Here is a 19,299-nt window from a genome sequence, read left to right as displayed (position 1 = left end):
GCCGACTAGATTTCCAGGTACGTGTGGAGCTGGCGCTCCTCGGTGAGCAGGGCGCGCAGGGCTTCGGCGGCATCGCCCTTGGCAGTGGCTTTCCGCTTGGTCTGGGGCCCCTGGATCAGGACATCGGGATCGTAGTGGACGCTGCGGAGGACGTGGTCCACCGTGTCGCCCTTCACGATGTGCTGGACCTTGAAGGTGTCGTCCTCGTGGACCATGATGTGCGCCTCGTTGGGGGCGCCGAAGAGGTTGTGCCGCATGCCCAGGATGTCCTGGTAGGCCCCGGTGAGGAAGAAGGCCACGTAGTACGCCTCGCCGCCGCGGGGCTCGTGCAGCGGGATCTCGTCACGCACGTCCTTCAGATCGATGAACTTCTCCATCTTCCCGTCGCTGTCGCAGGTGATGTCGCACAGGGTGGCGGACAGTCCCGGCTTCTCCTTGAGGCGGTGGATGGGCATGACGGGGAACAGCTGCTCGATGGCCCAGTGGTCCGGCATGGACTGGAACAGGCTGAAGTTGGCGATGAGCTTGTCCGCCAGGCTCTTGTTCAGGTCCTGGAACTCCTCGGGGACGTACTTCAGGCTCTTGCTGCTGAGGATGCGCGACAGCTTGCGGCACACTTCCCAGAAGAGGGTCTCGCCCTTGCTGCGGTCCTCCAGGCTGAGGTAGCCCAGGTTGAACAGGGTGAGCAGCTCGTCCTTCTGGGTGATGGCGTCGTGGTACATCTCGGCGAAATTCTTCACGGAGATGTTGTCGCGGGTGTAGGCCAGCTCCTTGAGGATCTGGGGCTCTCGTCCCGTCAGCTCGACCTTGTACTTGGTGTGGGTGGTGTCGATCAGCCCGATGATGTCCACCACCACGACCTCGTGGTAGGCGACGATGGCGCGGCCGGACTCGCTCAGCAGGTCCGGCATGGGCACCTGCTCCTGGGTGCAGATGTCCTTGGTGGTGTAGACCACGTCCGCGGCGTACTCGCTGATGGTGTAGTTCATGGAGCTGCTGAAGGTGGTCTTGCTGCCGTCGTAGTCCACGCCCAGGCCGCCGCCCACGTTGAGGTACCGGATGGGCACGCCCATCTTGCGGAGCTTGGCGTAGATGCGCGTGGCCTCCTTCATGGCCGACTTGATCTTGCGGATGTCGGTGATCTGGCTGCCGATGTGGAAGTGCAGCTCGATGATGCTGTCCAGCAGGTCGCGCTTCTCCAGGACCTCGATGGCTTCCAGGATCTCGCGCGTGGTGAGGCCGAACTTGGCGTGGTCGCCCGCGCTGGTCTCCCACTTGCCCGAGCCCTGGGCGTTGAGCTTGGCCCGCAGCCCGATGAGGGGATCCACCTTGAGTTCCTTGGCCACCTTCAGGATGAGCGGCAGCTCGGTCATCTTCTCCACGGTGATGACGACCTTGCGCCCCGCCTTGCGGGCCAAGAGGGCCATCCGGATGAAGGCCTCGTCCTTGTAGCCGTTGCACAGGACGAGAGCTTCCGGATGCAGGTCCAGGCTGAGGGCGATCATCAGCTCGGGCTTGGAGCCGGCCTCCAGCCCGTAGTGATACTTGTTGCCGGCGCGGACGATCTCCTCGACCACTTCCTTGATCTGGTTGGTCTTCACCGGGTAGACGCCCTGGTAGCCGCCCTCGTATCCGAATTCGATGATGGCCCGGCGGAAGGCCTCGTTGACCTCCACCACGCGATCGGCGAGCACCTGGGGAAAACGCAGGTTCAAGGGAGTGCGGATGCCCTTCTTCTTCAGATGCTGGACGATCTCGTAGACGTCGCAGCTCAGGGACGCTTCCTGGGTGGGGGTGATTTCGAGGTGGCCCTTGGCGTTGATGCCGAAGTAGCCGTTGCCCCACTCCTTCACGCCGTACAGGGTCGCGGCGTCCTGGACCGTCCAGTGCTTCATGGGCATCCGAGGGGCCTCCTCAAAACCGGGGCGGCCACCTTTGGCCGGAAGTTCGTTTATATGGAAAAAAGCCCAGCAGTTCCAATGAAAAATCACGAACCCAGAATACGGGCCAGCGTGGCGCGCCAGTGGCGGTCCCGAACGCGCCTCAGGGCGGTCCTCCGGGTGAGCTTACGCCATTGGGCCGCGCCGCGCGGAAGATCCGCCGCGGCGCGGGTGTGGAGCGGGCTCGGGCCGCCCCACAGGCCCGGCTCTCCCCAAAGCGGCGCCCGGTTCCAGGGACAGGCCTCCTGGCAGGCGTCGCACCCGGCGGCCCAGCGGCTGGCGGCCAGGGCCCGGGCGACCGGGGCGGGCGGCTCGGCTTCGGTCTCAATGGTGTAGGTGGTCAGGCAGCGGGCCGGATCCAGGCGGAAGGGCGCCAGAGCTTCCGAGGGACAGGCGTCCAGGCAGGCGGTGCAGGACCCGCAGTGCTCGGCGGTGAAGGGCTCGTCCGGTGGCAGGTCCACCGACAGCAGCAGCGCGCCCAGGAAGCCCCAGGAGCCGTCCTTTCCGGCGATGAGGAGGGTGTGCTTCCCCTGCCAGCCCAGGCCCGCCCGCGCGGCAAGCTGGCGCTCCAGAAGGGGCGCCGTGTCCACGCAGACCCGGCCTTCCAGTCCCGGCCAGCGGGCCTGGGCCGCCTCCATGAGCCGGGCGAGCCGGGGCTTCAGGACGGCGTGGTAGTCGGGGCCCCACAGGTAGCGGCTCAGCTTCAGGCTGCCGGGGGCGGCGCCGGGCACGGCCTCGGGCCGGGCGTAGGGGAAGAAGCCCACCAGGGCCGTGCGGGCCTGGGGCCACAGCGCCCGCGGATCCAGGAGCGTCCCGGGATCGAGGTAAGGGAGGAGGGCGCCTCCGCCGTCGCGGAACCAGGTCTGGAGCCGATCCGCCTCGGTGGCGAAGGGGTCGCAGGGGGCGAATCCCGCCAGGGCGAACCCCGAAGAAAGCGCCTCCGAGCGCAGCCAGGCCTTGAACGCCAGCGGATCCGGGTGTTCAACTGGCACGCGAAGGCCCCTCCCATGGATATCCTCACCCTCGAACTCCGCGATGTCACGGTCTTCCAGGCCCTGCTGGAGCTGCGTTCGCTGCTGGCCGAGCATCCGGGCGAGGCCCTGAGCGTCCTCGGCGAGGACGACATGCTGCGCCTCAACGTGGCGGGCTTCCTGGAGAAACAGGGGCGGGCGGCCCGACTCATCCAGCGTGGCGCCCAGTGGGAACTGCGGGTGGCGGCCGCGGAGCGTCCTCCCGCTCCCGTCGCTTCCGTATCCGCGCCCCCGGTCGCGCCCTCCGCCGGTCCCCGGCCCGTGCTCCTCCTCCGCAGCGCCTTCGCGCCCGGCGACCGGGCCCTGGGCCGCCGCCTCCTGCTGGAGACCCTGACGCACCTGGAGGCCGGGACGCCCTGGGTGTGCCTCGCCCATCAGGCGGTGGAGCTCCTGGAGGATGCCGTCGCCGTCGCGGCCCTGGAGGCGGTTCAGGCCCGGGGCATCCCCGTCCGCGTGTCCGTGGCCAGCCTGGCCCACACCGGCGCGGACGGTGAAGCGTTCGACCTGATGCCGGACGCCGCTTGGCAGAAGCTGCTGGCCCGTGGCGGGGTGACCGTCCTGTAAACGCCGCGAATGGCGGTAGGCTGGAAGCGGAGCCGACCGTCCGCCATGAACCTGCCCAATTTCCTGTCGCTCGCGCGGATCCTCATGGTCCCCGTCCTGGTCGTGGTGCTCATGACCAAGGTGACGAACCACGAGGTCATCGGCGTTCTGGTCTTCTGGGCGGCCTCCATCACGGATTGGCTGGACGGCTACCTGGCCCGCCGCTGGAAGCAGGTGACCACTCTGGGCAAGCTGCTGGATCCGCTGGCGGACAAGCTGCTGGTCACCGGCGCGCTGATGTCGCTGGTGGAACTGAACCTCGCGCCCGCGTGGATGACCTTCATCATCATCGCGCGGGAATTCGTGGTCACGGGCCTCCGCGGGATCGCCAGCGAGGAGGGGCTCACCATCCCCGCTGGCCGGGTCGGCAAGTGGAAGATGGGCTTCCAGGTGGCGGCCATCTCCTGCCTCATCCTCGGCCCCCGGCTCGACTACTGGCTCTACGAGTGGACCCGCAAGGACATCTTCCACTTCTTCATCCAGCTCAACCGGCCCTACACCTTCTTCTGGGGGATGGGCATCCTCCTGCTGTGGGGCGCGGTGATCCTCGCCATCTGGAGCGCGATCTCGTACTTCCACGGGTTCTGGAAGGTGGTGGGCCCGCGCATCATGACCGAGAATGGCCGCCTGACCGGCGGGAAGGGCGACGAATGATCCGCAAGTACCTCATTGCAGGCCTGTTCACCCTCCTTCCCTTGGTGGTGACGGTCTGGATCCTGAAGGCCATCTTCACCACGCTGGTGGGCATCTTCCGGGTGCCGCTGACCTGGCTGGCGCACGGGACGCAGATGTCCGATCCGCCGCTGTGGGCCCTGGGCCTCTTCTCGGGCCTGGCGACCCTTCTGCTGCTGCTGCTCGTGGGCGCGTTGGTGGGGAACTTCGTGGGCCGCCAGCTGGTGCGGTGGCTGGACGAGCTGATGCGCTACGTCCCCGTGGTGAAGACCATCTACGGGTCCACCCGCCAACTGCTGGGCGCCATCCAGTCGGGGCGCGGAGGGAGCTTCAAGGAGGTCGTTCTCGTCGAATGGCCCCATCCCGGCTCCTTCACCTTGGGCTTCGTGGCGCGCCACGACTGCTCCTGGGCGGTTCCCGGCGGAGAGACCATGGTCGCGGTGTACGTTCCCACCGCCCCCAATCCCACCTCCGGCTACGTGGTGATGGTCGAGGCCGCGAAGGTCCGGCCGGTGGACCTGAGCGCCGACCAGGCGCTCACCTGGGCCGTGAGCGGCGGGGTGATCGCGCCCACCGGGAAGGCCGAGCCGTGAACGGGCTCCAGGGCCGGCGGATCCTGATCACCGGCGCCGGCAGCGGGATCGGCCGAGCCGCGGCCCGGCTGATCCGGGATCGGGGCGCGGAGCTGATCCTCGCGGGCCGCCGACCGGAGGCCCTGCGCGAGACGCTCCCGGACGCGCTCCATGTGGTTCTCGACCACGCCGACGACGCCGCAGTGGCCGCCTTCGCCAGGGACTGTCCGGAGCTGGACGGGATGTTCCTGAACGCCGGCGCGCTGCTCACGGGCTCCGTGGCTTCCACCTCCGCCGCGGCCTTCGACGCGATGATCGCCGCCAACCTCCGGGGGCCCTGGCTGATGGCCCACCACCTGGATCCCAAGCTCAAGGAGGGCGCCAGCGTCGTCCTGGTGGGCTCCAACATCGGCATCCGCGCCATTCCCGACAGCGCCGCCTACAGCGTGGCCAAGGCCGGCGTCCACATGCTGGCGAAGGTGCTGGCGCTGGAATGGGCGCCGCGCGGCATCCGCTGCAACGCCATGGCTCCGGGCCCGGTCCGCACGGCGATGGTGGAGGCGCGGCTCGCCGCCGGTCCCGATCCGGAAGGGGATCTGGCGAAGCTCTCCGCGGTGAATCCCCTCCAGCGGATGGGTGGGGAGGCGGAAGTGGCGGCCCTGGCGGCGCATCTGCTGGGTCCCGACAGCGGCTGGACGACGGGAACCGTCATTCCCATCGACGGCGGCGCCGACGCGGTCTACTGACCGTCATTCCATGAAATCCAGGTCCCGCCCGTGGGTCTCCGGCAGGCCCCACAGGGCGCCGAAGGCGAGGGCGAAGCAGGCGGAGCCCACCGCCGCCGCGGAACCCACCAGTCCGAGGGAAGGCCGGAGCAGCAGGAAGCTGCCGGTGATGAGGGGCACCGCGCCCCGCACGAAATTGGGCACGGTGGTGGCGACGGTGGCCCGCAGGTTGGTGCCGAACTGCTCGGCGGCGACGGTGACGAACACGGCCCAGTAGCCGGTCGCCACGCCCAGGTAGCCCGCCAGGACATAGAAAACGTCCGCCGTGAGGCCCCGGGCGGCGAGATAGACGCCCACGCCGGCGAGGGCCGCCGCGATGGACCAGCCGACCACCTTCTTGCGGGTGCCCCAGGCCTGGCTGAGGAAGCCGCTGAGGACGCTGCCCAGGGTGATGCCGGAATAGCAGAAGGCGACGGCGGTCCCCGCGCTCACGGGGCCGCGCACCCCCAGGATCGGCGCGAATTCCGGCGAGAAGGTGATGAGGATTCCCACCACGTACCACGTGGGCAGGCCGATCAGGATGCAGCGCGCGTAGCGCCCCAGGCGGTTTCGGTCGGTGAAGAGGCTGAGGAAATCGCCGCGCGCGACGGTGGCGCCGTGGGCCTGGGAGAACATGAAGCTCTCGCGCAGCCCCACGCGCAGGAAGAGCAGCGCCACCCCGAGGGCGCCGCCGATGGCGTAGGTGATCCGCCAGGGGAAGAAGTCGCCCACCAGCTTGGCGGTGACCGCGCCGAAGATCCCCACGGCGGCGACGATGGCGGTGCCGTAGCCCCGCAGGTCCTTCGGCAGGATCTCCGCCACCATGGTGACGGCGGCCCCCAGCTCGCCCGCCAACCCCAGTCCCGCGAGGAAGCGCCAGAAGGCGTAGGCGGGAACCGAATGGACGAAGGCATTGGCCAGGTTGGCCGCGGAATAGAGGGCGATGCTCCCGAACAGGGTGGACAAGCGGCCCTTCCGGTCGCCAAGAACGCCCCAGAAGATTCCGCCCAGGAGCATTCCCGCCATCTGCCAGTTGAGGAGCCGGGCGCCCACTTCGATCTGGAGCGCCGCTGGGACGCCGAGGGCCGTGAGGCTGGGCTGGCGGACGATGGGGAACAGCAGCAGGTCGAACATGTCCACGAAATAGCCCAGGGCGGCCACCAGGACGGTGAGGTTCAGGACGGTCTTCAGGCGCGACGGGCTCATGGTGGCTTCATTGAATCACGCGGGGGCGCCACACTGATCCCATGTCCCCTTCCGTATGGCCCGCCCCGCCCGCAGGCGCCTGCGGCCTCCCCGCCTCGCTGGACGTGGAGGTCGGGATCCTGGGCGCAGGGATCCACGGCGCCGCCCTGGCGCGGGAACTGACCCTTCGCGACATCTCCTGTGCGCTGGTGGACAAGGGCGACATCGGCGGCGGCACCAGCCAGTGGTCCAGCCAGCTCCTGCACGGCGGCATCCGCTACCTGCTCACGGGCGATGTCCGCCAGATGCGCGAAGGGCTGGCGGAACGGGCCGTCTGGGCCCGCATCGCGCCCCGGCGCTGCCGGTGGGACGCCTTCTGGATGCCGCACCGTTCCCGGCTGGAAGGGATGGCCCACCGCGTGGGAATCGGGCTCTACGACCGGTGGGGGGCCGACCGCCCCGGCTGGCCTCCGGAACTGGCGCTGGGCGGCGTGCCGGCGGATGCCTTCGCAGCCGATCCGCGTACTCCCCAGGGGCCTTTCCGGGGCGCCACGGCCTACGCGGATCTCCTGACCTGGGACCGGGACCTGACGAAAGATCTGGCGGCCTCCAGCGAGGCGCTGCGCCTGGATTTCCACGAGCCCGAAAGCTTCGAGGAAGGGGCAGGGGGACTGGTCGCCGTGCACGTGCGGGACCGCCGCGACGGAACGCTCCGCTGGTTGGCGGCCCGGCAGTGGGTCTTCGCGCTCGGCCCCTGGACCGACGACGCCCTCCGCGGCTGGTTCGGTGACACGGACCGGCGGTTGCGCCTGTCCTCCGGGATTCACCTGTGGTTCGATCCGATTCCCGGCTGCGTCCATCCCTGGGCCATCCGGCGGCCCAAGGGGCGGATCCTGTTCGTCATTCCCCGGGACGGAAGGCTGCAGGTGGGCACCACGGAACGAGAGGTGGAGGATGGCTGGGTCCCGGTGATCGACGCGGAACGGGAGGAGCTGTTCGGGGCTCTGGAAACCGCCCTTCCGGCCATTCCCTGGCGGACGCTGCCCGTCCGCGACGAGGAATCCGGCGTGCGGCCCCTCGTCGTCGCCCGGGGCGCCACAACCCACCTCAGCCGCGAGGCCCTGCTGGAGCGGCATCCCCGGCTCGCCAATCTCACGCTCGTGCTGGGCGGCAAGCTCACCACCGCCCGCCTCCTCATGGATCGCCTCGCCACGGCCCTCACCGGAAGGCCCTGCGCCGCCTCCACCACCGCGCCCCTGCGCCTTTGGGATGGACAGTCGCCGGAGATCCGGTAGAATCATCTCTTCAGTGCGGTCCCGTAGCTCAGCTGGATAGAGCATCAGACTACGAATCTGAGGGTCGGGCGTTCGAGTCGCTCCGGGACCACCACCTAAGCCCCTGCCATTGCAGGGGCTTCTTGTTGATGGCTCGCGAGGTGGGAGGACTGTCCGGCCGGAGATGTCTTCCATCCATTCGCCGGATCGGGATCGATCGAGGAGGTGAGTGGTGCGTGCCGATGGTGCGAGTGCTCGCCAATTTATGCTCTGACGTTCCTTTGCCCATCGGACAACCGGCCTGCTCCGGCGCTCCCGTTCGTTGGGTCGTTTCAGGGGGAGCGCCGTGTCCTCCAGGAAACCCAAACCCAGCAGTCCCATTCTTCCGCCGGATTCGATAAGGGCCGTGGATGCCTTCATGTCGACGCTTAAACATCCCTTCAAGCCCGGGATCGAAGGGATTCGTCGGATCATCCTCGGGGCCGATCCGGCCATTTCGGAAGGGATCAAGTGGAATGCGCCCCCTTTTCGCACGGGGAACCATTTCGCCACGCTGAACCTTCGAGCCAAGGACGGCATGGGCATCATGCTTCACTTTGGAGCCAAGGTTCAGGCTGGGCTCCCCGAGCGTTCTGAAATCGAGGACCCAGCGAATCTCCTCACTTGAGTGGCGAAGGGTCGAGCCGGGATGGTGTTTGAAGGGATGGAGTCCCTTCTCGACGCACGCGCTTCTCTCCGGGCGCTGGTACGGAGTTGGATCAGGTATGTGTGAAGGCGATTGCCGGCTTCCGCAGGCCCTTCCGTTCCGCGCGACGGTTCTCATCGGCCCAGCCTGTCGGCTGACTCCTCATCCATCAGCTCTTCTCCGAAAGGGAGGAGGGCCTCTGAGACGGAGGCGTCGGAGAGGGGCACCGAAGAGGTCTTTGGCGCCTTTCCAGGGAGCCGGTTCGGGAAAGTGTTGTCATGATCCAGATCAAGCAACCATGGGGGTTCCGGAGCGCGTAACTCCTGCGTAACCCTCTCATTACAAGGAAGTCGCCACAGCTTTGTGCGCTTCATCACAAGGGGGGGAACCTTTGGTCTATTTTTGATGGACGGCGGGAACGGCGCCGTTTAGCTTGAGAACCGTTTGATCACCTCCACATCCGGGAGCCTGATGTCTGAGACATCAGATGGTCTGACCGCTCCTCGGATCATTGCTCGCCCTCTGCCCAGTCCCCCCAACCCTCCATAGGAGTCCCCCATGAAGATCTTCCGCCTTGCCGGCATCGCTGCGCTGCTAGCTGCCGGGGCCGCGGCTCAGGCCCAGACCCCCACCATCAAGATGGATGGGGTTCTCCTCGAGTTCTGGGCCACCCAGATGATGGACAACAACCTGCGGCTCAACACGACCGCCTCCGCCGGGGCCTCGAAATACTACGCCCTGGACTCCCGCTTCCAGGAGAACAACTTCGCTGTGAAGCGCGCCGAAATCTACATGAGCGGCACCATCACCGACACGTTCAGCTGGAACGTGATGTTCGATCCCAACAACAACAACGCGGCGGCGCCCGGCGCCCCCAACAATGTCCTCCAGGATCTGGTCGTGACCTGGGCTCCCGGCAACGGATTCAACGTCAAGGCCGGCCAGTTCAAGATGCCGACCGGCTACGAAGCCACCCTGGTCGCCGCCCGCGAAATCCTCTTCTGGGACCGCAACCAGATCAACCGTCGCTTCGCCGATTCCCGCGACCGCGGCGTGTGGGCCAGCTACACCTACGGCGATGCGAAGGCCTTCCAGGGCAAGATCAACGTGGCCGTGTCCAACGGCACCACGGATGACGGCAGCGGCGGCAAGAACAACGAGAACACGGTGGCCGGCGCCGGCAATGCCCAGAAGGACTGGACCTTCCGTTTCGACAGCAACTTCCTGTCTCGCCACAAGGCGGGCGTCTACTACCGCGAGGGCGTGACGAACCTGAAGGACTCCACCTTCGTGTCCGCCACCGTCCCCGCCAGCTGGGCCGTCGGTGCGCCCAACGCCAGCCAGATCCGGGACAACAAAGACAAGACGACCATGATGGGCGCCTACTACGCCTTCAACAGCGCCGCGTGGCAGATGAGCGCGGAGTACGCCACGGGCCTCCTGGGCCGCCGCTACCCCACCGTGTTCACCGCCGCCGCGGCTCCCCTGCGCGAGCACCTGGACCAGAAGTTCGCGGGCTACGCGGTGGACGGCGCCTACAAGATGGGCAACCACTGGATCACCGGCCGCTACGACGTGCTGAACTACAACTCCGGCGACGACTGGTACACCGTTGCCAACCCCTACAAGACGGCGACCGGCGACTTCAGCCCCAAGTACACGGAAGTCACCGTGGGCTACAACTACGTCTTCATCCCCACCAAGCAGTCCGCGGGCAAGGTGAAGCTCGACTACATCATCCGCAGCAAGAACTTCCTGGCTCCCCGCGCCGGCCAGACCGGCGAGCAGGGTGGCAACACCCTCGTCGCCTCCCTCATGTTCTCCTACTGAGCCGGATCGCTTAGCTGATCCTTGTCCAGTCGCACAGCACGGAACTCCCGGGTCCTCCCGCGAGTTCCGTGCTTTTTTTAACCTTCGGGGGTGTAGACTCTTCTCAACTTTCCAACAACAACACTTTTGAGCAGGAGCTGCCATGCGCAAGCACCTCTTGGCCTTGGGCGCCGCCATGGCGCTGTCTCCGTGCCTCCTGGCACAGAAGATCGGCGTCATCAATTCCATGAGCGGCCCGGAGGCCCCCATCGGGGAGAACATCACCAACGGCATCAAGCTGGCGGAGGAGGATCTCAGGAAGAAGGGCATCCAGCTCCAGTTGGTGTGGGAGGACGACACGGGCAAGCCGCAGATATCCATGAGCGCCATGGAGAAGCTGGCGACCCGGGACAACGTGGTGGGCGTGGTGGGGCCCTACACGTCGGCCTGCTCCAACGCCGTGGCCAAGCTGGCGGAGAAGTACCGCGTGCCCCTCCTGATCCCCGCGGCGGCGAAGGAGGAGATCACCCGCCAGGGGCTCAAGAACGTCTTCCGGATGAACGCGCCGGCGGATCAGTACGCCTCCAGCCTCATCGATGCCGCCACGGCCCTCGGGAAGCCCAGGAGCATCGCCTTCATCTACGAGAACACCGACTTCGGCACCTCCACGTCGAAGACGGCCAAGGACTACGTCGCCAAGAAGGGGATCCAGGTGGTGGCGGACGAGCCCTATCCCAAGGGTTCCGCCGACTACCGCTCGACCCTGGCCAAGGTGAAGTCCAAGAACCCCGACCTCGTGTTCATGGTCTCCTACGTGGCGGATGCGATCCTGCTGATGCGGCAATCCAAGGAAGTGGGCCTCCAGCCCCAGGCGTTCCTGGGCGCGGGCGCGGGCTTCACCACCGCCGAATTCGCCAAGGAGCGGGCCATCTCGGAGAACGTCATCTCCTGCACGCAGTGGACGGAGGACGTGAACTGGCCCGGCGCCAAGGAATTCGGCGCCCGCTACAAGGCCCGGTTCGGGAAGGAAGCCACCTACCACGCCGCCTGCGCCTACGCTTCGATGATCGTGATGGCCGAGACCGCCAAGCACGCCGGCGGGGACCGCGCCAAGACCCGCGACGCCCTCAAGGCCGGCAAGTGGAACGGCGTCATGGGCGAGGTGAAATTCGCGGACTACGACGGGTTCACCAACCAGAACAACCACCAGATGCTGGTGCAGCAGATCCTCGGCGGGAACTACGAGACGGTGCTGCCGTCCCAGTTCGCCACCAAGAAGGCGGTCTATCCCTTCCCCAGGTGGAAGTGAGGCCGAATCCGGCCGGGGGTTCCGCGTTGCGCGCACATCCCCGGGTTCCTGCGTCCCAGTCCGGTGAAGCCGGACTGGGACTTTCCCTCCGGAGTCTCGCGAACCCATGGCTGTCTTCCTCCAATCCCTCATCAGCGGCATCCTGATCGGCGGGGTGTACGCGCTCATCGGCATCGGCCTCACGCTCATCTTCGGCGTGATGCGGGTCATCAACTTCGCCCACGGCGACATCCTGATGGTGGGGATGTACGTCACCTACCTGCTGTTCACGCTCCTGGGGATCGACCCCTTCGTGTCGGTGCTCATCAGCTTCCCGCTGATGTTCCTGTTCGGGGGCGTCCTCCAGAAGGTGTTCATCAACCGCGTGCTGAACGCCGTGGCCCAGAACCAGATCCTCCTGACCATCGGCCTGGGGCTCGTGATGAGCAACTCGATGATGCTGATCTTCACGTCCGACTACAAAATCCTCACCACCTCCTATTCCTCGGCCACCATCCCCGTGGGAGGCGGCGTCTCGGTTTCCACGCCCCTCCTCATCTCGTTCCTGATCACCGCGGCCATCACGGCGGCCCTCTACTGGTTCCTGCTGAAGACGGACACGGGCCAAGCCATCCGCGCCACGGCCCAGGATCGCGAAGCCGCCCAGCTCATGGGCATCAACGTGAAGCGCATGTCCATCATCGCCTTCGGCCTGGGAGCCGCCCTCGCGGGAACGGCGGGCGCGCTCATCTCCCCGACCTACTACATCTTTCCCCAGGTGGGCGGGGTCTTCACGCTGAAGGCCTTCGTCATCACCGTCCTCGGGGGCATGGGCAGCGTTGTGGGCGCCACGCTCGGCGGCATCCTGATCGGCATCACCGAATCCATGAGCGCGGTCTACATCTCCTCCGGGTGGAAGGACGTGGTGGTCTTCGTGCTCTTCCTGCTGGTACTCCTCTTCAAGCCTTCGGGCCTGATGGGCAAGTCGCGGACCTGAGGAGGACGACATGACCAAGACCATTCTCAAGGCCGCCTTCGGCCTCGCCGTCCTAGCCGTGCTCCTGGCCATTCCGCGGTACGTGGAAAGCCCCTACGCGCTCCACATGATGATCCTGCTGTTCCTCAGCGTGTCCCAGGGGCAGAGCTGGAACATCCTGGGGGGCTACACCGGCCAGCATTCCGTGGGCCACGCCGCCTATTTCGGCGTGGGCGCCTACACCACCATGATGCTGATGCACTCCAAGCAGATCGTCCCCTGGGTGGGCGTGTGGGCGGGAGTGGCGGCCGTGGTCGTGGTGGCCCTGGCGATCGGCAGCATCTGCTTCCGCCTGCGCGGCCCCTACTTCGTCCTGGCGTCCATCGCCGTGGCCGAAATCATGCGGCTGTCCGCCATCAACCTCACGACCCTCACCAACGGCGCGGAAGGGATTCTCGCCACCGAAATCCCCGCCTTCAAGATCGGCGAGCGCGTGGTGACGGAATTCCTCACCAAGGTGCCCTTCTACTACATCGGGCTCTTCCTGGCCCTGCTCACCATCGCCGTCACGGCGTGGGTGGAGCGCTCCAAGCTGGGCTACTACTTCCAGGCCATCCGGGAGGACCAGGACGCGGCCCACTCCCTGGGCATCCCGATCGCGCGGTACAAGAACATCGGACTCGTGATCTCGGCGGTGCTGACGTCCCTGGCGGGCAGCTTCTACGGGATCTACGTGGGGTTCGTGGATCCTCCCACGGTCCTGGGCCTCGATGTCTCCGTCCAGATCATGCTGATCTGCATCATCGGCGGGATGGGCACACTGTGGGGACCGGTGCTCGGAGCCCTCGTGCTGGTGCCACTTTCCGAGGCTCTGCGAAGCAACATGCTCACGGATCTCCTCGTGAAGGTGGGGATCGTGGCCGCCGATTCGAAGGCGGGGCTGTTCCTCAAGGAGAACCTGGCCCACGCCCACGTCCTGCTCTACGGCATCCTCGTGGTGCTGGTGATCCTGTTCATGCCGGAGGGACTCATGGGCTTCGTCCGGAAGCTGGCCGCGCGCCGGCAGCGGGAGGCGGTCTGATGGCCATTCTGGAGATCAAGAACGTCAGCAAGTTCTTCGGGGGGCTGGCGGCGAATTCCAACGTCTCCTTCGCCGTGGAAGAGGGCACCATCACCGGCCTGATCGGGCCGAACGGCGCGGGCAAGACCACGCTGTTCAACTGCATCACCGGCTACTACCCGCCCTCCAAGGGCGAGATCCTGTTCGACGGCCGGCGGATGAACGGGCTCCAGCCCGACAAGGTGTGCATGCTGGGGATGGTTCGGACCTGGCAGAAGGTGCGGCCCCTGGCCAAGCTCTCCGTGGTGGACAACGTGATGGTGGGGGCGCTGGCCCGCACCTCCTCCCTCAAGACCGCCCGCGAGATGGCCATGGAGCAGCTCAAGGTGGTGCGGATGGAGCACCGGGCGGCCTTTCTGGCCGGCGGCCTGCCCATCGGCGAGCGGAAGAAGCTCGAGGTGGCCCGCGCCCTCGCCACGCAGCCCAAGCTGGTGCTGCTGGACGAGGTGATGGGCGGGCTCAACCCCGCCGAAAGCGAGGAGATCATCCAGCTCATTCTCGACATCAAGCAGCGGGGCCTGACGCAGATGGTCATCGAGCACGACATGAAGGCCATCATGCGCATCTCCGACCGCGTCGTGGTCCTGACGTCGGGCGAGAAACTCACGGAGGGTTCCCCCCAGGACGTCGTCAGCAACCCCGAAGTGATCAGCGCGTACCTGGGTGAGAGCCATGCTTAAGATCGAAAAGCTGAACTTCTCGTACGGCGATCTCAAGGTCTTGTGGGACGTGGATCTGGAGGTCCACGAGGGTGAGATCGTCACCGTGGTGGGCGCCAACGGCGCCGGGAAATCCACCACCCTCAAGAACATCTCGCGCCTGGTGGCGCCGGCGTCGGGGTCCATCACGTTCTGCGGGGAGAACCTGGTCAAGGTCCCGCCCCACGACGTGGTGGAGCGGGGGCTGGTCCAGGTGCCGGAGGGGCGCCGGATCTTTCCGGAAATGACCGTGATGGAGAATCTCCGGATGGGGTCCTACGTCAAGGGCACCCGGGGCGACCGGCAGAAGAACATCGACTGGGTGTTCGAGCTGTTTCCGCGCCTCAAGGAGCGGGAGAAACAGCTGGGTGGCACCATGTCCGGCGGCGAGCAGCAGATGCTGGCCATCGCCCGCGGCCTCATGGCCAACCCCAAGCTCCTGCTGCTGGATGAGCCTTCTTTGGGGCTGTCGCCTCTGCTCGTGAAGAACATCTTCGACATCATCACCGGCATCAACAGGCAGGGAGTTACCATCCTTCTCGTGGAGCAGAACGTCTACCAGTCCCTCCGCATCGCCCACCGCGCCTACGTCATGGAGACGGGTCGGGTGGTGCTGTCGGGCAAGGGCGAGGAACTGCTCGACAACGACCACATCAAGAAAGCCTTCCTGGGCATGTGAGGAGATCCGATGACCACCGTCGAAAAGTGGATGACGAAAAACCCCATCACCATCGATCAGGATGCCTCGATCATCGAAGCCATCCACCTGATGAAGGAGAAGGGCATCCGCCGCCTTCCGGTGATGGCCGGCGGCAAGTTCACGGGCCTGATCACCGAGCGGATGATCAAGGACTACACACCGGGGAAGGCTACCTCCCTGGATACCTGGGAAGTCCACTACCTCCTGTCGAAGACGCCCGTGAAGGACGTGATGAATCCGCGCCCGCGCACGGTCACCCCGGACGTGGATCTCGCCACCGCGGCCCAGGCCATCCTCGACCACAAGCTCTACGGACTGTGCGTCGTGGACGGCGCGGGGACCCTGGTGGGCATCATGTCCGTCGGCGACATGCTGAGGGCCGTCGTGGAATTCGCCAAGGCCAAGTGAACCATTGCCTGCATGGGAGAGCGGACCGGATCTCCGGCCCGCTCCCGCGCCGGAGGCGCCGGTTGACCGGGGTCGCGGAACCCCGGGAAGATCGACGAGCGTCCCAGGAGGAACCTTGTCCGCGACCGATCGGCCCCAGGCCCTGCGCTCAGGCTTCGCCCGCGCCTTCTGGGTGGCCAATACCCTGGAGCTGTTCGAGCGCCTGGCCTTTTACGGCTCCAAGGCGATCCTGGCCGTCTACCTGGTGGAAAAGGTGGGGCTGGGCCGGCTGGGGAGCGCCCTCGTCGGCCTCTACGGGTTCGCGGTTTTCTTCCTGCCGACCCTGGCCGGCCCCCTGGTGGACCGCTACGGCTTCCGCCGCAGCCTGATCGCCTGCTTCTCCATCTTCAGCGTGGGCTACTTCGCCATTGGGCTGGCGGGCCTGCCCCAGGGCCAGGCCTTCGTGGCCTCCATCGGACTCACGCCCTACATCGTGGGCGCCCTGCTGCTGACGGCGGTGGGGGGCTCGCTCATCAAGCCCTGCGTGGTGGGGACCGTGGCGCGGACGACGACGCCGGAAACCAAATCCCTGGGCTACTCCATCTACTACACCCTGGTGAACCTCGGCGGAGCCATGGGGCCGGTGCTGGGCCTCCAGGTACGGGAAGGGTTCGGCATCGAGTACGTGCTCATCATGTCGGCGCTGACCTCGGTCCTGAACCTGCTGGGCACCTTCCTCTTCTTTCCGGAACCCGGCGGCGCGGCGGAAGGTTCGACGCGGACCCTGGGCCAGGTGGTGCGGGACATGGGCATGGTCTTCCGGAACCTCCGGTTCATGGGCTTCCTGGTGATCTTCTCGGGGTTCTGGATCATGTTCTGGCAGATCTTCTACGGACTGCCGTTCTACGTCCGGGACGTCCTGCACTTCTCGCGCTTCGAGCTGATCGAGACCGTGGACTCCTGCGCCATCATCCTGCTGACGGTGCCGGTCACAGCCCTCATGAAGAAGGTGCGCCCGATCTTGGCCATGTCTTCGGGCTTCGCCATGGCGAGCCTGGGTTGGTGTTTCGTGGGCGCCGTGCCCACCCTGGGCGGCACCATCGCGGGGATCGTGATCTTCGCCGTGGGCGAGGCCATGCAGGCGCCCCGCTTCTACGAATACGTGGCCGATCTCGCCCCCACGGACCAGGTGGGGACGTACATGGGCTTCGCGTTCCTGCCCGTGGCCATCGGCGCCCTGGTGGCGGGCTACCTCAGCGGGTTCCTGGTCGAGCACTTCATGCGCCAGTCCCACCGGCCCGGCATGATGTGGTTCGCCCTGGCCTCCGTGGGACTGGCCTCCACGGCGCTGATGCTGCTGTACGACCGCTTCGTGGTGCCCCGCCGGGCCTGATCAGAGGTTCTTCGACAGGAATTCCCACATGGCCTGGTAGCGCGCCCACGCGTGCTGGGGGGCGCGGGGGCTGTGGTCGGAACCGGGCAGCAGGATCAGGGGCGCGACATGGCCCGCCTTCTGCAGGGCGTCGAGGAACATGACGGTGTTCTGGGGATGCACGTTGTCATCCAGCGTCCCGTGCAGCAGGAGCAGCTTTCCCGAGAAGTTCTCCACGCTCTTCAGCACGGAACTCGCTTCGTAGCCGGCCTTGTTGTCCGACGGGAGTCCCATGTACCGCTCGGTGTAGATGCTGTCGTAGAGGCTCCAATCCACGACGGGCGCCCCGGCGATCCCCAGCTTCCATGCCCGACTGTGGGTGAGGGCATAGGTGACCATGAACCCGCCGTAGCTCCAGCCCTCCAGGCAGACGCGGTCCATGTCCGCCCACCCCTGCGCCTTGAGCCACGCGAGGCCGTCCAACTGGTCCTGGAGCTCTTGGGGGCCCAGGTTGCGATGGACGCCCTGGGAGCTGGAGGGGCCCTTTCCCGACGCGCTGCGGTTGTCGCAGATCCACGTGGCGATGCCCTGCTGGGCGAGGAACTGGAACCAGGGCATGTCGCGGGTCCAGGCGTCCCGCACCAGGGGCGCGTTGGGTCCGCCGTAGATGTACTGGACCACGGGATACTTCTTGGCCGGATCCAGGTGGGGCGGAAGAACCAGCACGGTCTCCATGGGGAATCCGTCCCGGGTCTTCACCTGCTGGAAGCTCACCTTCCCTAGATCCAGGGCTCGGATCGCGTCCCCGGGATTGGCGTCGATGAGGCGGAGCCGCTTGCCGGCGGCATCGTGCAGGGCCTGCTGGGGCGGCGTCAGCGCCTCGCTCCAGGTGTCGAGGAAGGCCGTGAAGTCGGGATTGAACCGCGCGCGGTGGGTGCCGGGCCGTTCCGTCAGCCGGACGAGGCCTTTCCCGTCGGTTCCCGCGCGGTAGGCGTCCAGCCCGACAGCGCTCCGCTCCGTGGCTTCGAAGTAGACGTGCGTTCCTTTGGGGTTCGTGCCGTGAATCCGCCGCACGTCCCACTCTCCGGCCGTCACGGCGCCGACGAGGGCGCCGTCCTTTCCGTAGCGGTAGATGTGGTGGCGGCCGGTGCGGCTGGATTCCCACAGGAACCCGCCGTCGGGCAGGAACCGGGGCAGGGGGAGGCGCTCCTGCCAGCCCGCCGCCTTCTCCCGGAGCATCAGCCGGGAGGCTTTCTGTTCGTAGCGGCGGAGGTCCAGCCAGCTCTGAACGCGGTCCTGGTGGGCCGCGATCAGACGGCCTTCCGGATCCCAGCCCACCTGGACGATGAGCGTCTCCTGTCCCGGATAGGGCTCGTCCATCCACGTGGCGCGCCCTTCGAGATCCACCACGCCGAGACGGGCGATGGGGTTGGGGTCCCCGGCTTTGGGATAGCGGGCCTTCCGGGCCTGCTGGGGCTGGAACCGGTCGTCCATCAGGGTGAACACGGGGACCTTGGTTTCATCCAGACTGAGGAAGGCGAGGCGCTTGGAATCCGGGGCCCACCAGAAAGCGCGGAAGGTGCCGCGCCCGTAGACCTCCTCCTGGTAGACCCAGTCGAGGCGGCCGTTGAACACCGTCTCGCTGCCGCCGGTGGTGAGGCGGGTTTCCCGCGCCGTCGCCACGTCCACGCGGTAGAGGTCGTTCCCGCGGAGGTAGGCCACCTGGTGGCCGTCGGGACTGAACGCCGGTTCGTCCGGTTTTCCTCCGGCCAGCCGTCGGGCCGAAGCCGCCTTCACGTTCACCACGTAGAGGTCCCCCGCGACGTCCAGCAGGAAGGCGCTGCGATCGCCGCTCCAGGTGAAGGTGCCCCGTCCCAGCGCGGCTTTCGCGGTCGCTTCCGTCGCTCCCGCGGCGATCAGGGCCGCCTGGAGACGATCCGCTTCCAGCAGAGGGGTCGCTTCCCAGGTCGCGGGATCGATCCGGAAGAGGGCCAGTTGATCTCTCTTCCGCCGGGTCTCCACCAAGGCTCCGTCCGACAGCCAGTCCAGACGGGTGGCCGGCGCCCCCGCGAAATCCACTTTTCGGGTGGGATGGGCGACGGCTTCCAGGGTGAGTCGGGCCGGCGTCTGCTTCGGCGCGGGACTCGGCGCCTGGCCCGCCAGGGAGGACGCGAGGACGAGGCCGGTCAGGAAATGGCGGGCGGACATGAACGCTCCAGCAAA

The 19,299-nt window shown here is 66.7% G+C and carries 18 protein-coding genes and 1 tRNA gene; 15 read left to right on the top strand and 4 right to left on the bottom strand.

Translation table 11 applies throughout. The features are described from left to right. Positions 1 to 5: 5 nt before the first annotated feature. Both speA and queG read right to left on the bottom strand, forming a co-directional pair. Positions 6 to 1,895 carry a biosynthetic arginine decarboxylase gene (gene speA / locus RAH39_RS08615; RefSeq protein WP_306589684.1) on the bottom strand — a complete coding sequence of 630 codons (1,890 nt, stop codon included), beginning with the start codon at positions 1,893 to 1,895 and terminating at the stop codon, positions 6 to 8. A gap of 92 nt (positions 1,896 to 1,987) precedes the next feature. After that, positions 1,988 to 2,932: a tRNA epoxyqueuosine(34) reductase QueG gene (gene queG, locus RAH39_RS08610; RefSeq protein WP_306589683.1), complete on the bottom strand. Its 945-nt coding sequence runs from the start codon at positions 2,930 to 2,932 to the stop codon at positions 1,988 to 1,990. A gap of 15 nt (positions 2,933 to 2,947) precedes the next feature. Between queG and RAH39_RS08605 the strand changes: the two genes are divergently transcribed. Genes RAH39_RS08605 through RAH39_RS08590 form a run of 4 tightly spaced genes read left to right on the top strand, consistent with a single transcriptional unit; the run spans position 2,948 to position 5,564 of the window. Further along, complete coding sequence (locus RAH39_RS08605; protein ID WP_306589682.1) at positions 2,948 to 3,535, top strand: hypothetical protein; 588 nt, start codon at positions 2,948 to 2,950, stop codon at positions 3,533 to 3,535. A 45-nt stretch (positions 3,536 to 3,580) separates the two neighbouring features. Next, positions 3,581 to 4,228 carry a CDP-diacylglycerol--glycerol-3-phosphate 3-phosphatidyltransferase gene (gene pgsA / locus RAH39_RS08600; protein ID WP_306589681.1) on the top strand — a complete coding sequence of 216 codons (648 nt, stop codon included), beginning with the start codon at positions 3,581 to 3,583 and terminating at the stop codon, positions 4,226 to 4,228. After that, entirely contained in the window at positions 4,225 to 4,839 is a 615-nt protein-coding gene (locus tag RAH39_RS08595; RefSeq protein WP_306589680.1) for a DUF502 domain-containing protein, read from the top strand. The genes pgsA and RAH39_RS08595 overlap by 4 nt, the downstream gene beginning before the upstream one ends. Continuing rightward, positions 4,836 to 5,564: an SDR family NAD(P)-dependent oxidoreductase gene (locus RAH39_RS08590; RefSeq protein ID WP_306589679.1), complete on the top strand. Its 729-nt coding sequence runs from the start codon at positions 4,836 to 4,838 to the stop codon at positions 5,562 to 5,564. Before RAH39_RS08595 ends, RAH39_RS08590 begins: the two co-directional genes overlap by 4 nt. A 3-nt stretch (positions 5,565 to 5,567) precedes the next feature. On the opposite strand, the gene RAH39_RS08585 is transcribed toward RAH39_RS08590, so the two are convergent. Next, positions 5,568 to 6,788: an MFS transporter gene (locus RAH39_RS08585; protein ID WP_306589678.1), complete on the bottom strand. Its 1,221-nt coding sequence runs from the start codon at positions 6,786 to 6,788 to the stop codon at positions 5,568 to 5,570. 41 nt (positions 6,789 to 6,829) lie between these two features. Between RAH39_RS08585 and RAH39_RS08580 the strand changes: the two genes are divergently transcribed. The 11 genes from RAH39_RS08580 (at position 6,830) to RAH39_RS08530 (ending at position 17,097) form a co-directional block, all read left to right on the top strand. After that, positions 6,830 to 8,062 (top strand): FAD-dependent oxidoreductase, encoded by a 1,233-nt coding sequence (locus tag RAH39_RS08580; RefSeq protein WP_306589677.1) that lies wholly within the window; start codon positions 6,830 to 6,832, stop codon positions 8,060 to 8,062. Between the two features lie 17 nt (positions 8,063 to 8,079). Then, positions 8,080 to 8,156: transfer RNA gene (locus RAH39_RS08575), tRNA-Arg, on the top strand. A 303-nt stretch (positions 8,157 to 8,459) separates the two neighbouring features. Further along, positions 8,460 to 8,708, top strand: a complete 249-nt coding sequence (locus RAH39_RS08570) for a DUF1801 domain-containing protein (protein WP_306589676.1) — start codon at positions 8,460 to 8,462, stop codon at positions 8,706 to 8,708. Positions 8,709 to 9,284: 576 nt separating this feature from the next. Further along, the gene (locus tag RAH39_RS08565; protein ID WP_306589675.1) at positions 9,285 to 10,556 is read left to right on the top strand and encodes a porin; all 1,272 of its coding nucleotides are present in this window, start codon (positions 9,285 to 9,287) and stop codon (positions 10,554 to 10,556) included. 142 nt (positions 10,557 to 10,698) lie between these two features. Further along, positions 10,699 to 11,844, top strand: a complete 1,146-nt coding sequence (locus RAH39_RS08560) for an ABC transporter substrate-binding protein (RefSeq protein ID WP_306589674.1) — start codon at positions 10,699 to 10,701, stop codon at positions 11,842 to 11,844. Between the two features lie 106 nt (positions 11,845 to 11,950). Then, positions 11,951 to 12,820 carry a branched-chain amino acid ABC transporter permease gene (locus RAH39_RS08555; RefSeq protein WP_306589673.1) on the top strand — a complete coding sequence of 290 codons (870 nt, stop codon included), beginning with the start codon at positions 11,951 to 11,953 and terminating at the stop codon, positions 12,818 to 12,820. A gap of 10 nt (positions 12,821 to 12,830) precedes the next feature. Next, on the top strand, positions 12,831 to 13,880 hold the full coding sequence (locus RAH39_RS08550; RefSeq protein ID WP_306589671.1) for a branched-chain amino acid ABC transporter permease: 1,050 nt from the start codon (positions 12,831 to 12,833) through the stop codon (positions 13,878 to 13,880). Further along, complete coding sequence (locus tag RAH39_RS08545; RefSeq protein ID WP_306589670.1) at positions 13,880 to 14,599, top strand: ABC transporter ATP-binding protein; 720 nt, start codon at positions 13,880 to 13,882, stop codon at positions 14,597 to 14,599. Before RAH39_RS08550 ends, RAH39_RS08545 begins: the two co-directional genes overlap by 1 nt. Then, complete coding sequence (locus RAH39_RS08540) at positions 14,592 to 15,296, top strand: ABC transporter ATP-binding protein (RefSeq protein WP_306589669.1); 705 nt, start codon at positions 14,592 to 14,594, stop codon at positions 15,294 to 15,296. The genes RAH39_RS08545 and RAH39_RS08540 overlap by 8 nt, the downstream gene beginning before the upstream one ends. 9 nt (positions 15,297 to 15,305) lie before the next feature. After that, positions 15,306 to 15,725: a CBS domain-containing protein gene (locus RAH39_RS08535; protein WP_306589668.1), complete on the top strand. Its 420-nt coding sequence runs from the start codon at positions 15,306 to 15,308 to the stop codon at positions 15,723 to 15,725. A gap of 115 nt (positions 15,726 to 15,840) precedes the next feature. Beyond that, positions 15,841 to 17,097, top strand: a complete 1,257-nt coding sequence (locus RAH39_RS08530; protein ID WP_306589667.1) for an MFS transporter — start codon at positions 15,841 to 15,843, stop codon at positions 17,095 to 17,097. On the opposite strand, the gene RAH39_RS08525 is transcribed toward RAH39_RS08530, so the two are convergent. Beyond that, positions 17,098 to 19,284, bottom strand: coding sequence for a S9 family peptidase (locus RAH39_RS08525; protein ID WP_306589666.1), 2,187 nt, complete (start codon positions 19,282 to 19,284; stop codon positions 17,098 to 17,100). Positions 19,285 to 19,299: the final 15 nt, after the last annotated feature.

The organism is Geothrix sp. 21YS21S-4 (assembly GCF_030845995.1).
Lineage (GTDB): Bacteria > Acidobacteriota > Holophagae > Holophagales > Holophagaceae > Geothrix.
The sequence above is the reverse complement of the archived record's forward strand: the minus strand, read 5'-3'. Positions and strand labels throughout refer to the sequence as shown.